Here is a 14,551-nt window from a genome sequence, read left to right as displayed (position 1 = left end):
CGTGGGGCCGGCCGGGTGCGTCGGGGCGGCGACGGGTCCTCAGGCGGGGTCGCCGAGATCCAGGATCCCGGATCACGCCTCGGCGCGATCCGGATTCGGCGCGTCAGTGGCGGCCGCGAGCGACGCGTCTAGCTCCGCCATTTCGGCGCGTTTCTCCTCGAGCTCCGCCTCATGCGGGAAGGCGTCGCCGAGCCTCGCCTTGAAGCCGGGGAGCCACCCGGAGACCTCGGCCGCCGTGCGGCGCTCTTCGGCGAGCTCGAGATCGAACCTGGCGAGCGCGGATTCGATGCGCGAGACGAGGCCGAGCGGCGTCGCATCCTTGTCGAGAGGGATGGCGTCGGTCCCGGCGGCGGCGCGGTCGAGCCTGATCTCGATGTCGTCGAAATAGCCCGTCCTGACGACGACCGCGAAGCCGCCGATCGCGGCGATCGGCACGACGGCCCCCGGTTTCGTCGGCTTCATCTTTCGGGCAACCGCAATCAGCGCCTCGCCCGCGCGCTTGCGTTCGGCGAAGGGCCGATCGCCGATCGTCATGACGAAAGCCTCGCCCCGCGTCGGGATGCGCCTGGCGAGATCCTGCGTGATCGCCTCGATTCTACGGGTCGCCTCCTCGAGCCGCTTTTCGCCGAAGCCGATCTTGCGCCGGATGGCGAACTGATCGTCGAAATGGCTGTCACGCAGGCGCTCGAGCCGGGCGATTTCGGACGCGAGCCCGGCCTTGCGCATGAGCCGTTCGTCGCCCGAGGCGATGGCCTTGGCGAGAGCGAACTGGTTCGCCTGCGAGCCGGCGTCCTCGATCCGTCGAACCGAGCGGTCGCCGGACATGGCCGCGTCGATGAAGCGGGCCTTCCGTTCGAGGATCTGCCATCCGGTTGCGTCAACGCTGCGCTTGGTGGCGTAGGCGTAGAGCTCGATCTCGTCGTTCTCGTTGCCCTGGCGCTCGATCCGGCCCTCGCGCTGCTCGATCTGCGAGGGGAGCCACGGAACGTCGAGATGGTGGAGCGCCTTGAGGCGACGCTGGGCGTTGACCCCGGTCCCCATTGTTTCGGACGAGCCGATCAGCACGCGGATCTGGCCGGCGTTCACGGCGTTGAAGAGCTGCTGCTTCGCCGAGGACTTCTTGGTGTCCTGCATGAACGCGACCTGGCTCGCCGGCACGCCGCGCGCGATCAGTGAATCCTTGATCCAGCGATAGGCGGAGAACCCGCGCGTCTCCTCGGCGGCGAGCGTGCCGAGATCGGAGAAGATCATCTGGGCTGCGCCGGGGAGAGCGTAGGGGACGCCGTCGAGGCGGGTATAGCGAATGTTCGCTGTTTGTTCCCATATGCGATGAACGGTGTCGATCAGCGCGTTCAACTTGTTCGAAGGATCGTTGTCGTTGTCCGGGCCAACGAAGCGCAGGTCGATCGCGGCGTGCCGGCCGTCGGTGATGACGGAGAGCAGGATGTCGTCGCCCTTGACCGGCTTGCCGGTCCGCGCCTCGATCGCCTTGATCCGCTCTGCGAGACGGCGCTGGTAGGCGAGGAAGGCGTCGCTCGCCGGGGCGGCGACGATCTGCCTGCGCCCGCCGGCGATCGCCGGGAGCTTCAGATACTGGCGAAGATCGGACTTGAGCACGACGTCGGTCGCCATGCGATAGATAGCCATGAGGTCCGGCACGTTGACGAACTCGCAGAACCGGGTGACGGGCTTGTAGAGGCCGGAGGGCTGCAACTCGAGCTCAGTCCTGGTCTCGCCGAAACTCGCCGCCCAGGCGTCGAACTCCTGGATGCCGCGCTCGGCGAGAGCGTCCGGCTGGATGAAGCGCTGGAGCGTGAAGAGCTCGGCGAGCGAATTCGTGATCGGCGTGCCGGAGGCCGCGATCAGCGCCCGGCCGGGGTTCACGGTCATGTCGATGAAGCGGACCTTGACGTAGAGGTCCCAGGCCCGTTGCGAGCCGTCCGGATCGATGCCCTTCAGGGTCGTCTGGTTGGTCGCGAACGAGAGCTTCCGGAACTCCTGCATCTCGTCGACGATCAGCTGGTCGACGCCGAGCTCGGCGATCGTGATCATGTCGTCCTTGCGCGATTTCAGCCGCTCGAGATCCTCCTCGAGGCCTTCCTTCATGCGCTCGATGCGCTTTCGCGAAAGCCGGTCGGCCCCGTCGATCCGCTCGAGGAGATCGGAATAGGATTGCATCTGCCGTGTGATCAGCGCGCGCTCGAATTCGGCCGGGGCGGGGATGAACTTGAACGCGGAGTGGGTGATGATGATGCAGTCCCATTGCGCGGTCGCGGCGCGGGCGAGGAAGCGTTGGCGCTTGTCCTTGACGAAGTTGGTTTCGTCGGCGACCAGGATGCGGGCCGTCGGGTAGAGCTGGAGGAATTCGCGCGACGCCTGGGCGAGGCAATGGCCGGGTACGACCATCATGGCCTTGGTGATGAGGCCGAGCCGCTTCTGCTCCATGATCGCAGCCGCCAGCGAGAAGGTCTTTCCGGCCCCGACCGCGTGGGCGACATAGGTCGTCCCCGAGGCGACGATCCGCCAGATGACGCGCTTCTGGTGGGCGTAGAAGCTGATGACGCTCGAGGCGCCGGGAATCGTCAGATGCGACCCGTCGAAGTGTCGGGGGACGAGATTGTTGAAGCGGTCGTTGTAGATGCGGGCGAGGCGCTCGGCGCGTTCGAAGTCCTTCCACACCCAGGTTTCGAACGCCGCCTTGATCTTCGCGAGCTTGTCCTTGGCGGCCTCGGTGTCCGAGGCGTTCAGCACCCGCTTCTTGACCCCGTCTTCCTCGAACTCGTCGTAGATCTGGGGCAGGGAGGCGTTCAAAGCGTCCGTGAGGAGTTCGCCGGCGTGGCGACGGGCCGTGCCCCAATCGGTCGAGGAGCTGGCGATCGGCACGAAGGCGTGGACATTGATCGACCAGCACGCGATCTCGACCGTGTGATAGACGGGCGTCCTGACGCCGAGGACCTCCTCCGAGAAGGCGGCGACGACGTCGGCCGGAATCCACGGCGCGCCGAGGCGGGCGGTGATGTCGGACGGCTTCAGGTCTTCGGGCAGGGTCTTCTCGAGCGCGTCGACATTGCGCCGATATCGTGGATCGAGCGCCGCGGCGGCGCGCGCCGCCGTGAGCTTGTCGCGGACCTTGCCCGAGAGATAGGCGTCGGCCGTCACCCAGACGTCGCGGTTCATGGCGACGCTCGGTTCGGGATCGAGGAAGATGCGCTCGCCTAAGTTCGCGATGGCCGTCTCGCGCGAGCGGCCGAGAAGCTCGGCGATGCGGTCGAGGTCGACGAGGGCGGTCTCGTGCAACGTGACGGCGAGCGCGTCCTGGGCCGTCTCGATCAGCGGCGTCGTCTCGGGATGGAGCACCCGTTCGCGGAAGATCGGTCCGTGTTTCGCCGTTCCGCTTTCGAGGTCGTAGTCCTCGATCGAGGCGACGAGCCAGACGTCGGGATCGTCGAGGAAGGGCTGAAGGTTCGGCCGACGGAAGGTTTCTCGCGTGTCGCCCTCTGCGGTCACGGTGTGGCTGATCGTCGTCAGGTTGATCGGGCCGAAGTTGCGCACAAAGAGCGCGTAGGCCGAGCGCAGCCGGATCTGCGCCGAGCCCCAGGGCTCGTCGTTGGCCTGCGTGCGCAGAACCTCGCGGACGGCGTCGCGAACGGCGATGAGGCCGCGGATGATGCGGGCGTGCTTTGCGGGGATGCCCTCGGTTCCCCTGCCGTCGCGCACGGCGATCGGCTGCGGCTCGCCGGCGACGATCTGGACAAGGTGGCCTTCATGGACGAGATAGCTGCCTTCCTTGATTGCGGCGCCGTCTGCGGCCGTGCCGACCCGGACCTTCGATTCGAACGACGGCTTCGGGAGGGCCGCGGCCGGTTTGAAGAGGTCGCGCGGAAGGCGGTCGAGGGCTTCCGCCAGGAGATCCGAGAGCGCACCTTCCGTCGAAATGACCGGCTTCAGGGTATAGACTGGCCCGTAGGCGCTCGTGGTTCGCGCATGGGTTCCGAGCGCCATTTCGGGGTGCTCAACGAAGTATCGGTTGATCGAGAGCGCCGGGTCGCCGTCCTCGGCCGGCACGGCTTCGGACAGGCTGTCCCAGGACGCGCCGGCAGGCGCTGCTCCTGCGTCCCGCCTCTGAAGGAAGAGGATGTCGACGACGACGTCCGTTCCTGCGCGGTCGTGCATTGCGCCTTCGGGGAGCCGCACGGCGCCGACGAGATCGGCCATGGCTGCGATGTGCTCGCGCGCCTTTCCATCGATCTTGTCCATCGTCCAGCGCGAGGTCACGAACGCTGCGAGGCCGCCGGGCCTCAGCCGCTCGACGGAGCGTGCGAGAAAAAAGTCGTGCAGGGAGAGGCTGAGCGCCCCGGCCGGATCGTCGGCGCGCACGGTGCGGTCGGAGAAGGGCGGATTACCGATCGCGAGATCGTAGAGCTCGGGCAATCGCGCCTTCGTGAAATCCTCGTGGCGGATGCGGGCGTTCGGATAGAGGAGTCTTGCGATCCGGGCGGTCGTTGCGTCCATTTCGACACCCGTCAGCGCGAGCTTGCCGGACAGCGGCTCTGGCGAAAGCGCGAAGAAGAGCCCCGTCCCGCAGCCGGGCTCGAGGACGCGCCCGCCGGAAAAGCCCATACGGCGAAGCGCCCGCCAGATGGCCCGGACGATGAACTCGGGTGTGAAATGGGCGTATTGCGTCGCGCGCTTCAGGCTTGCGAGGTCCTCGCGCGAGACGGCCTGTTCGAGCTCGAGGCCGATCTCCTCCCATGCCCGTTCGAAATCCTGGTCGACGCGGCGGAAGACTTTGTCTGCGACATCCGAGGCGCCGAAGGCCACGAATCTGGCGAGGCGCTCCTGCTCGTCCGGACGGGCGTGGCGGCCTTCGGCCTGGATCGCCGTCATGAGGCGGATCGCGGCGAGATTGTCCTCGGCGCGCTCTTTCCAGGTCTGGCCAAGACGGCGATCTCCGGCGAGCTGGTAATCCTGCGCGGCGACGGCCGGCGTCGGGATCGGGGTCTCGTCGGACGTCGCGGGTTCGAAAACCGGCGGGTCGAACAGCTCCGCGTCCTCGCGCGTCGGGGCGGACTTCGGGGACCGCTTCGGCGCCGACGATCCGCCGTAAAGGCCGAAACCGCCGCCGAGGCTGGTCGTGTCGAGGAAGGGCAGGGAGAACTGGTCGTGGTCCATGGGCGAGGCCTCTTCGAAACGAAAAAGCGCGCGAGTCCTCGTGGGTCCGGAGCGGGGCAGGGCGCTTCGGTACGAGTCGAGTTCGCACGCAGGAAGGGAGGGGAGGGGAGGTCGAGGAGGCGCGGCTCAGCCGCGATCGGACCGGGGTCTTGTGTCGGCTTCTCGTCGGTCGTTCATCGGGCTTCCTTTCCGCATTCGGACTCTTCCGAAGAACCCGATCTCCCCGGCCGGCCGCCGACGGGGCTGGCAAGGGCGCGAAGCGCCCGGCCCGACCCTTGCCAGCCGTGGCGGCGGCTGGCAGTTCCCATTTGCATCTCTGTCTCGGGTGTCCCTTCTCTTGAAGACGCCGTCAGGTCGTCCTGTCGTCGAGGACCACGATTCCGGGCGCTGTCCGCCTTTAAGTCGTCGTCTTCGATCGGCTCGTCAGCCAGGTAGGCCGGGTCGGTCAGGATCTCCGGCCGGTACGCTGCGAGCTTCTGGTCGATGCAGGCGTCGCATACGCGGGCGAGCGGGATGCCGCGGGCGTCGTGCTCCCACCAGCTCGGGAGGCCGGAGCCGCAAGGGCAGGGGCGGATCATGGCGCGCCTCCCTGAGGAGCCGCAAGCGAGAGCTCGAGGGTACAGGGTTCGATCGAGAAGCTCTCCGAGCCGCGGTCAGCCTGCAGGTCGAACCATGCGTCGCCGACCTCTTCCGGCCGTGGGCCGTCGCGGACCGCGTCCCAGTTGTCGCGGCCGATCGCGTTCTTCCAGTCTCGAGCGAGCGTTGTCGTCGCGAAGACGCGCGTGACGGCTTCGCCGTGGCGATTCTCGTAGCGGGCGACGAACATCGCCGTCGTCTCCGCGGCCGCGGGCGAAGTCTCGTCGCGCGGTTCGGTCGCTTGGGACTGTGGCCCCTCGTCCCATTCGTCGGGATTGAACTCGGACAAGGCTTCGGGGCACCGTTGCCATTTCGTTCTCGCATGAAACGGGATCGTGAGACCGTCGAGGGAGTCGAACCGGGCTTCGCCGCAGAGGACGCCGAGCCTGTCTGCGAGATCGACGCCGAGCGCCATCGCGAGGCTCTCGATCGCGCGCATGATTGGCTTCGCCGTCGGGAGCCTTGCACGGTCGGCGGCTTCGATGAGTTCGTCGAGGGTGAGTTGCTTGGCCATGAAGTACCTCCAGTCAGGCGCCGGCGATGACGCGCAGGGTGAAGCGCTGTCCGTTGTCCAGCACGACGATCAGGTTGTTCGGATCGGAGGCGTCGATCGCGTCGACGGCGGCGTCGGCGACCGGGATCGAGGGTCCCGCCGTCCTCGTTGTCCCGACGGATCGAGAGCGTTCGCCCTTCGAGGAAATCGCGAACGGCGAGCCCGATGTCGCGGGTGTCGGCTTCGACGGGCGCCGTGTCGAAGCCGTCGGGTCCGATCTCCCGACCGCAGGCCTCGCATTGCATGGTGTCGAGCTCGCTCGAGACCTCCCATTTCTGTTCGGGGACGCTCCAGCGCGCGAGCGCGTCGCGGGTGACGTCGTCGCTGCCGCAATAGGGGCAGATCATCTTGATCTTCGGCATGGCACTGATTTCCTTCGGGTGGGTGACGACCATGGGGCTCGAGCGAGCTCTCATGGGTCTCGGTCCAAATCAGCGCGCCTCTCTCCAGGCGTCGAACGCCTCGATGAGCGCATGGATCTCGGGCGGCGCCGCCGCCCCGGCACGCGCCTCTTGGACGACGGCCGCGATCGCGGCTTCCAGAGTCTGGGTCGGCGTCCGGGGAAGGTCGAGCTCCCTGGCGTCGGCATAGGCCTCGGGTCCCTTCCAGAGGCCCGTGACGGCGTCCGGGCCGCAGGTGTCGTAGTCGAGCTTCCGCGGAAATCGATCTGGATCGAGCGCAACCTCCGCAAGCGCCTTTTCCATCGCTTCCTGCGGCGTCTCCGCCTTGACGGTCAGGGTCACATATTCCGGCACGAGCCATGTGACCTCTGTGCTGTACTGCTTCATTGGAAACCTCCTTCGAGTTTGGGGCGGTTGTCTTCGACAGCGGTCGCGCGAAGCGCGTCACTGTCGCCACTCGTCTCGATCCTTCCGCCGCTGCCGAAGGGGGCGCGGCAGGAACGGGACGAGCGGGGCGAGGTATCCGACGTGCGCGTTGGCCCGCATGAGCTGGCGACGGCCCTCGATCCCGGCCTCGTCGGTGACGTCGAAGAACGAGGCCCAGGCTGCGGCCTCGGCGTCGATCGCAACGGCGAGGGCACCGTCGATCGCGGGACGCTCCGGGGCGAACGGGAGAGCGCAGGCGAAGGTAGATGCAGCGCCGGCCCTGTGTCGGCGAACATGAGCATTGCCGGCCTGACCCCGAGACAATGAAGGCCCACCAGCATTGCGGTGCTGTCGACCCCGGCGCCGTACGCCACGACGATCGGATCGTCGCCGAAGGGCGCGCTCGCGACCGTCATTGCGCCCTCCCGTGTGCGTCCTCGCTGATGTCCTCGTCGACGCGAGGGGGTCGAGGGTCGGTCTCCGGCGGGGGATCGGTGCGCTTCGGGTATTCGAGCGTCGGAAACGCGCCGACGATCTTCCGGCGAAGGGCATGGGTCGGCGGGAGGAGGACGTAGCGGTGATTGCCGCGATGTCGGACGCGGCGGAACGGGCCGTCGGCGAGGGCCCGGGCGAGGTAGCGCGCGCCCGTTTCGCCGGGCTCGAGCTGCGGCGCGCCGTGATCGCGAAGCTGCGCGTAGACGTGGCGCGCGTCATTGTCGTCGGCGCGCAGTTTCGAGAGCGCGCGGTCGGAGATGGCGATGCCGGAGCGGGTGAGGCAGAGGACACGCGCTCGCGACCGACCGGTATAGAGGGCATTGCTCGCCTGGTAGATCGCGCCGACGTGGCCGGGAAAGATGATCCGGTCGACCCCCAGGCGCGGGCAGGGGTCGGAATAGGATGTGCTGAACGGAAACCGTGGCGTCTTGCCGTCGGCAAGGGTGCGGTCGCGCCGCAGCGCCTTCAAAGCGCGCGCCAGGAACCAGGTCTCCGCGTTGGCGAGGACATGATCGTTGAGGATGAAGCGGCCGAGGTCCGAGACCGCCTGTCCGGGTTTGAGGAGGCCGCTGAGCGTCCTCGGCGTGTTCACAGGGATCGAGAAGACCGCGACCCCGACCAGGGTGGCGCGCGCGTTCGGCTTCGACTCGAAGAGCCCGTACGAGGCGATCTCGACCGGAAACGTTCCGCTGTAGTGATGCGTCTCGACAAAGCTGCGCGCGACAGCCGTTTCGATCGGCTCGACGCCGAAGCGCGAGGGATCGAAGGGCGGGCGCGCCGTCTGATAGGTCGTGCGTTTGAACGTGTGACGCTGGCAGGCAAGGGTGAGATCGAGATAGGGCACGGCGAAGGGCATGGGGGATCGAGCCTCCGTTCGGTGTGGCTGGGCCGTCGTGAGTCGGAGTGCGTGGGGGGAGTCGGCGGTTCGGCCGGCGGCCGTGTGGTCAACGGCGCCCGTCGCGCTCTCGGGCGCTCGAGCGTCCACATCTGCGCGCAAGGGGCGCCGACGGGAGCGGGGATTTCAGCCCGCCGGATCGCTCCGGCGAGCCATGTCAGCTAGTCGTTACTCGTCCGGCAACAGGAACATCGTGGCGCTGGGCGTCAGGTGTGGGCGTAGCCGTCACGTTCGATGCAGACCCACATGCCGCACCACTTCACGACAACCGCGCCGTCGCAGCCGAAGGTGGGCTGCACGGTCGCGCGGAACTCCCGATAGGTCGGGGGGAGGGCGGGGCGCTCGCCGCGCCTGATCCGCTCCACGAAGGTCGAGACGAGCTGCTCGTGTTTGCGCTTGATCGAGACGCGCTGGGGGTGGGTGGTCAGGATCACGACGCGCGCTCCCCGAGGCAAGAGTTCGAACCGAATGCGACGAGAGAGATGCTCTCTTGGGTGATGTTGATGGCGACGGTCGTCGCGCCGGCGTCGATGGCCGCGCCGATCGCCTTCGCCCAAGGAAAATGCTCGCCGAAGTCGTCGCCGCCGACGAGCTCGCGCGCCCTCTCCCACCAGGCCGAGTCCTTGCCGGGGTCGCAGCCCTCAGCGTAGGCCACGTAGCTCGAGACGCCGCCTTCGCTGATGAGGTCGCGCGGCTGGCCGGCGCTCATCAGGTAGACGCCCTGATCGTGGACGAGGATGACGTCGCCTTTGACGCCGCCGTAGCCTACGGAATGGCTCGGCGCCGCGAGCGCGTGCGTGACGATTCGGCGGAGATCCTCCGCCTTGAAGACAAGTCGTGACATTGGTCTTTCCCTGCTGCGAGTTTCGATGGCGATGTCTCCATCGTCGTTGCGTTCGTGGGTTCAGGACTTCCTGAAACACATCCTCGGACGGCGGGCCGGCGGCGCGCCGCGCAAGGGCGCGAAGCGCCCGGCTGGACCCTTGCGCGGCGCGTCGGCGGCTGGCAGGTCGTCTTGCGTGCTCCGACCGTGTTCACGTTCGTTGCGATCTATGCCGCCTGCTCCCGCTCGCACGCGATTCCCGCGGCTTCCCGTTCGACGCGCTCCGCGCTGCGGCGGCGACATCGAGCGTGTCAGGCTCGGCGCGTAGGCTTCGTTTTCCGATTGCGGATGGACCGGAACCGCCAGGTTGCGTCCGGGTAGGACCTCCACTGGTCGTAGACCGATTTGCTTTTCTCCCTTCAGCGGCTCTCGGCTTCAGCGAAAGCGAGCACGCCCGCCCCCGACACGCGGCCCTATTCCGCGGCAATCAGGGCCTGCTCGCCCGGCAGGCTCCAGGTCACCCGATCGGGCTTTGCGAAGGTGATGCAGTTCTCGAGCGCGATCTGCGCCGGCACCGTGAAGGGCTCCGATCCGGCCATCAGCGCCCGAAACTCGTCGCTGCACCGCCACGTCCACTCGCCGGGGTTGATCGTGACGGTCGTTCCCTCCGGCAGAGGGGGCGCGGCTTCGAGCGCGGCGCGCAACGCTTCGATCCGTGTCCGGTAAGAGCCAGGCAGACTCTGCTCTTCGGCGGCGAGGCTCCTCACGTAGTCGCCCACGATCGAATAGGCCCAGCCGGCGATCCGCCAGCTGCCGTCGGCGTCGCGCATGAGGATATTGTTCTCATCCGCCTTGTACGCTTCGACCTGGCGGACGGTGAAGGCTCGTGCCGGCGTTGGGTTGTAGCCGAGGCTGGGAGCGGTCGTGGAGTCCAGGCAGGGACCGTCCTCGATGATCCGCCACGGGTGCACGATCTTGTCGGCCCATAGACGCGCCAGGGGTCCGGCGTAGGCGTGGAGATCGGGCGAAGCTGCTTTTCCCTGCGCGATCTCGTCGGCGATGAAGCCGAAGCCGGCCTGATTGAAGGCGTCTGCGCCGCGGGCGCAGGTCTCGCCCGAGAAGGCGTTGGCGAATCCGTCGCCTGTCCTCAGTGTGACGCGGCGATCCGGCATGGCGTGCGGCGCCTTCATGAGCTTGAGCCAGTGGCCGATGTAGGTCTCCGGCAGAATCTGCCGCCTGGCCGGCCCGCAGAGCATTCCGCCTTCGCACGAGCCGCCGAAGTCGAAGATGCGCTGGATGGCGGAGTCGAGCGTCCCGAAATGGATGCAGCTCCAGCGCGGCGTCTTCGGCGACACGTTGCTCTCGTACGTTTTTTCGTAGAGGGCGAAATAGACGAGCCCGTCGGCGGCGCGAAACGCCGCGGCGTGCTTGCCGACAGTGATTGTCGATCCCATTCTCATCTCCGCTCGCAGGGCAGGATCGCCCGCGTCGTCCGGTCGCCTTGGGCGGCCGGACCGCGCTGACGCTCACGCTTTCGAAGACAGTCGGTCTGAGGCGTGCGGTCTCGGACTGCGGCTCTCTCAGGGGCTCCGCAGGGCGACGGTTGAAGCGTTCGAGGTGCGCGGCACGCGTAGACGCCAACTCCCTTTGACCCGCACCCGGATCCTGCTGGCCTCTCCGGCTCCGACCTCCTGTTCCCGATCAGTTTCAGTCGGATTGAGTTACCGGGCGGGTTCCGACTTCCGTGCGGCGAAGGCTTCCGCGACGGTCCGGGGCGCGGTGACCTCCTCGAAGCCGAACGACGCGACGATGAAGACCTGGCCGCTGTCCTCGGGAACGATGATGTCGCCGACGCTCATCGACGTGTGCTCGAGGCCCTTCGAGCGGATCAGGCCGCGCGCCTCGCCCCTGGGCGACCAGACCTCGCCCTGCATGGCGCGGTAGATGGCTTCGAGCGGGCTTGTTTGGGCGAACTCGTGGATGTCCTTCAGGTGGACGTGGGTCGCCTCGAGGTTCTTCGGGTCCGGCCTTGCGCCGGAGATCCCTTCCCCGAACCATTCGGGACGCATGTACCAGATCGAGTATTTCACGTTGCGTCTCCTTGCTGATGTCCGTTTTGGTTGAGTCTTCGATCTCGATCGGCTTCCTCCCTCCCCGCGAACGTCCCGCCCTGGCCGGCGCGCAGGAGGCGGATCGCCTCGCGGAACTCCGTCTTCGTCAGGGGCGTGTCGGCCTTGAAGTGCTGCGCGCCTTCGTGGCCGGGCCCGAAGTAGGCCCACCAGACCGTGTCTTGCCTGTTCAGGATCGAGCACGGGCCGTCGCTGTAGGGCTCGCCGAGCAGGAAGCCGTCATGCAGCATGATGGCTGGCGGCAGGACCTCGCAGGCGTCCCGGAACTCGTCGTAGCCGATCTCGATCATCCTGAATTTTTGCATGGGGCTGCCTCCGTTCCCGCCGCCGTCAGGGCTTCGCCCAGGCGAACACCTGCAGGGAGCTCTTGATCGCGGGGTGTTCGGCGCCGTTGCAGACGGCGAGCAGGTGCTCGGCGTCGCTCAGGTTCTGGATGCCGTGGCAGAGCACGGCGTCGCACCCGCCGACACTGTCGTCCTGAAGGTAGATCGAGTAAGGCCATCCGGATGTGTCGCGGAGATGCGTCCCGTCTTCGCCCTCCGACCCGAGGCGGAAGCCTCGCTCGAACCGCGATCCGCGCGGCTTCATTTCGGACATGAGGTGTTCTCCCTTCTGCGTTCGCGCGGGTCGCCCGCGTCGCACGACGCGGCCGATCTCGTCGTCGATGGCGGAGCCTTGGGTCAGGCGGCCAGGGCTTCGGTCGGCGCGGGTGAGGGCTCGTCCTCGCTCGCCGGGTCGCGGCTCTCGCCATGGTCTGGGTGATGAGAGAGGATCCAGTCGGCGATGCGGCTCGCGTCCGCCGCGGCGCGGAAGATTTCCCGCGTGTCGGATTTGAGCACCTTGATCCAAGACTGAATATAGCTTACGTGATTCGGTACGTCGCAAGGCAGGTCGAGTGCGCTTCCGACGAAATAGCTCGCCAATTCCGCCCGGAGTTCTTCGCGCGAGTACGCCGTATCTCCGAATCGGCCGGAAAGATCGCGGTTGAGACGGTGTGGCGCCCCGCTCGCGTGTCCTAATTCATGCAGAACCGTTGCTGACCTTGCGGCCGGACTCTCGAAAGCTTCATCCGGCGGCATGCGAATGTGGTCGCTCGCGGGGGCGTAGTACGCGCGGTCTCCGCCGATCTCGACCCGCACGCCGCTCGCCTTCACGATGAGGTCGGCGTCGGCGATCCGCTCGGGGACGGGTCTCGCGGCCATCGGCGCCCCGAGTTCCGGCACGCCGTCGATTTGCGAGGCGTGGAAGACCGTGTAGGCGCGCAGGAGCGGGATCGTGCGGCGCTCGTCGTCGTCGCCTTGGCGGTCGCGGAGTTCGAGCTTCTTGTAGAAGAACACGATCGCGCCCTTCTCGCCCTTGCGCACCTGCCAGCCGCGCTCCCCGGCCTGGCGATAAGTCATCCAGCGCGGGTCGCCGGCGAAGGCGAGCGGCGAGAGGGCGAGCGCGAGCGCGTTGACGCCGCGGTACGAGCGTCCCGTGACGGGGTTCATCGGGCTCGTGGCGGCGGCGCATTTGCTCGGGTCCCAGGGCCTGCGCCAGGGGGGCGTCCCCTCTTCGAGCTTGGCGATCACCGCCTCGGTCAGCTCCTGATAATGGTCGCGCCGTGCGGATTCGTGTTTGAAGGGTCTCATTTTCGGGCTTTTCCTTTCTCGATGGTTCGATCGGAAACAGCCCCTCGCGCGTCGCATCCCGTCCGCCGCGGCAAGGGCGCGAAGCGCCCGGCCAGACCCTTGCCGCGGCGGACGGGATGCGATAGCCGGCGCCTCTCTTTCGTCCTCCCCTTCCCTCTCGCAGTGCTCTCTCTCGTCTTCGCCCGTGAGACCGGCAGGTCGAGCAGCCCGGCTCGTCGCGGGCCGCAGGCACGGTCATGTCGAGGCCCGGCGCAATTCAGGGCTTGAACGCGGCGGCGTGGGCCGACGACCGCGTCCGGGTGTTGGCGCGCAGCCGGAGCGCGCGAGCGAGCCAGTCAGAAGTCACGGCCACTGCGGACGCCTTCCCAGAACGAGGCGCGCCAGCGCGCCGTCTCCAGATGCTCGAGCAACGGCCTCTTGACCTGGTGCTCGGCCTCCGGGCCGGCGCTCCCCTGGACGCGCTCGTCGACGAAGAGAGCGCGCCGCCGGAGCCAGTCGCCGCCCTCGCCGCGGTAGCGGTTGTGGTTGATGGCGACGTTGCAGCTGTCGCTCGAATCGAACGGGAAGAGATGGGCCTTCGACTGCGCGCGCATCATGTGGATGCGAGGCCGGATGTAGGCGCCTTCGCTCTCGCACTCCCAGCGGTCGATTGCGGCGAAGGCCTCGTCGATCCGGCGCGCCCACTTGCCGGTTCCGACCTTCCAGAATTCGCCGCTCGACCCGAACCCAAGGTAGTTGAACGGGCTCTCGCAGAGGTGGATGAGGGTGTCGATGCTTTCGTGCATGTGCCAGATCGGCATCGCGCGCTCGTAGTCGAGCATCGTCGTCATGACGAGGTCCCTATTCTCGGTCTCGGCGCCTTCGATGACGTCAGGATCACGGCGATCGCGTGCGGGCAGCGGTCGAGAATGGCCTGCGCCCAGCGTTCGTAATCTTCGAGGTAGGCTTCGTCGCGGGCGTCGACGCCCCGCTTGTGCATGCCGAAGGCACCGTTGTCGACGAGCAGGATCTGGTCCTCTCCGACGAGGCGGATGGCGTCGTCGAGCTGCCGGTTCAGCTTGTCGCGCGTCCCGTAGGAGACGCAGAAAGACGCGCCGGCGAGCTGATCGAGCGCCGAGAGCGGATTGAGCGGAAGCCCGTAAACCGTGAGCTTGCGCATGTCGTGGCGGAAGAGGTCGAGCGTGGTGGTCCTCGTGCGCGGGGTCCTCCCGGCGGAATCGATTCTCGAGGTTCGCATTGGGCTGTCGTCCTCCTTGAACGGAAACAGCCTCTTGCGCCTCGCATCCCGGCGGCCGCGGCAAGGGCGCGAAGCGCCCGGCCCAACCCTTGTCGCGGGCCGCCGGGATGCGATAGCCGGCGCGCTCGTTCGCGCCTCGAAATGCGGCCTGTC

The 14,551-nt window shown here is 67.4% G+C and carries 14 protein-coding genes; all 14 read right to left on the bottom strand.

The window, feature by feature from the left end; all coding sequences use genetic code 11:
- Window positions 1-72: 72 nt before the first annotated feature.
- The 14 genes from DFR50_RS12225 to DFR50_RS12160 all read right to left on the bottom strand — a co-directional run bounded on the left by DFR50_RS12225 (window position 73) and on the right by DFR50_RS12160 (window position 14,398).
- Complete coding sequence (locus tag DFR50_RS12225) at window positions 73-5,172, bottom strand: lactate dehydrogenase (RefSeq protein ID WP_113889495.1); 5,100 nt, start codon at window positions 5,170-5,172, stop codon at window positions 73-75.
- A gap of 173 nt (window positions 5,173-5,345) precedes the next feature.
- Complete coding sequence (locus tag DFR50_RS31375; protein ID WP_147262740.1) at window positions 5,346-5,750, bottom strand: hypothetical protein; 405 nt, start codon at window positions 5,748-5,750, stop codon at window positions 5,346-5,348.
- Window positions 5,747-6,322, bottom strand: a complete 576-nt coding sequence (locus DFR50_RS12220) for a hypothetical protein (RefSeq protein WP_113889494.1) — start codon at window positions 6,320-6,322, stop codon at window positions 5,747-5,749. The genes DFR50_RS31375 and DFR50_RS12220 overlap by 4 nt, the downstream gene beginning before the upstream one ends.
- 470 nt (window positions 6,323-6,792) lie before the next feature.
- On the bottom strand, window positions 6,793-7,149 hold the full coding sequence (locus DFR50_RS12215) for a hypothetical protein (RefSeq protein ID WP_113889493.1): 357 nt from the start codon (window positions 7,147-7,149) through the stop codon (window positions 6,793-6,795).
- Between the two features lie 451 nt (window positions 7,150-7,600).
- Entirely contained in the window at window positions 7,601-8,539 is a 939-nt protein-coding gene (locus DFR50_RS12205) for a Mom family adenine methylcarbamoylation protein (RefSeq protein ID WP_113889491.1), read from the bottom strand.
- Between the two features lie 245 nt (window positions 8,540-8,784).
- Window positions 8,785-9,012, bottom strand: a complete 228-nt coding sequence (locus DFR50_RS12200) for a hypothetical protein (protein WP_113889490.1) — start codon at window positions 9,010-9,012, stop codon at window positions 8,785-8,787.
- On the bottom strand, window positions 9,009-9,422 hold the full coding sequence (locus DFR50_RS12195; RefSeq protein WP_113889489.1) for a DUF3085 domain-containing protein: 414 nt from the start codon (window positions 9,420-9,422) through the stop codon (window positions 9,009-9,011). Before DFR50_RS12195 ends, DFR50_RS12200 begins: the two co-directional genes overlap by 4 nt.
- Window positions 9,423-9,874: 452 nt before the next feature.
- The gene (locus DFR50_RS12190; RefSeq protein ID WP_113889488.1) at window positions 9,875-10,855 is read right to left on the bottom strand and encodes a hypothetical protein; all 981 of its coding nucleotides are present in this window, start codon (window positions 10,853-10,855) and stop codon (window positions 9,875-9,877) included.
- A 267-nt stretch (window positions 10,856-11,122) separates the two neighbouring features.
- Window positions 11,123-11,491 (bottom strand): hypothetical protein, encoded by a 369-nt coding sequence (locus tag DFR50_RS12185; protein ID WP_113889487.1) that lies wholly within the window; start codon window positions 11,489-11,491, stop codon window positions 11,123-11,125.
- Window positions 11,488-11,835, bottom strand: a complete 348-nt coding sequence (locus DFR50_RS12180) for a hypothetical protein (RefSeq protein ID WP_113889486.1) — start codon at window positions 11,833-11,835, stop codon at window positions 11,488-11,490. The genes DFR50_RS12185 and DFR50_RS12180 overlap by 4 nt, the downstream gene beginning before the upstream one ends.
- Window positions 11,836-11,860: 25 nt before the next feature.
- Window positions 11,861-12,127, bottom strand: a complete 267-nt coding sequence (locus DFR50_RS12175) for a hypothetical protein (protein ID WP_113889485.1) — start codon at window positions 12,125-12,127, stop codon at window positions 11,861-11,863.
- Between the two features lie 83 nt (window positions 12,128-12,210).
- Window positions 12,211-13,161 carry an ArdC family protein gene (locus DFR50_RS12170; protein WP_113889484.1) on the bottom strand — a complete coding sequence of 317 codons (951 nt, stop codon included), beginning with the start codon at window positions 13,159-13,161 and terminating at the stop codon, window positions 12,211-12,213.
- Between the two features lie 335 nt (window positions 13,162-13,496).
- Window positions 13,497-13,991 carry a hypothetical protein gene (locus tag DFR50_RS12165; RefSeq protein ID WP_113889483.1) on the bottom strand — a complete coding sequence of 165 codons (495 nt, stop codon included), beginning with the start codon at window positions 13,989-13,991 and terminating at the stop codon, window positions 13,497-13,499.
- Entirely contained in the window at window positions 13,988-14,398 is a 411-nt protein-coding gene (locus DFR50_RS12160) for a hypothetical protein (RefSeq protein ID WP_113889482.1), read from the bottom strand. The genes DFR50_RS12165 and DFR50_RS12160 overlap by 4 nt, the downstream gene beginning before the upstream one ends.
- Window positions 14,399-14,551: the final 153 nt, after the last annotated feature.

The organism is Roseiarcus fermentans, assembly GCF_003315135.1.
Classification (GTDB): Bacteria; Pseudomonadota; Alphaproteobacteria; order Rhizobiales; family Beijerinckiaceae; genus Roseiarcus; species Roseiarcus fermentans.
Note: the sequence above shows the minus strand (reverse complement) of the source record. Positions and strands in the feature narration are given on the sequence as shown.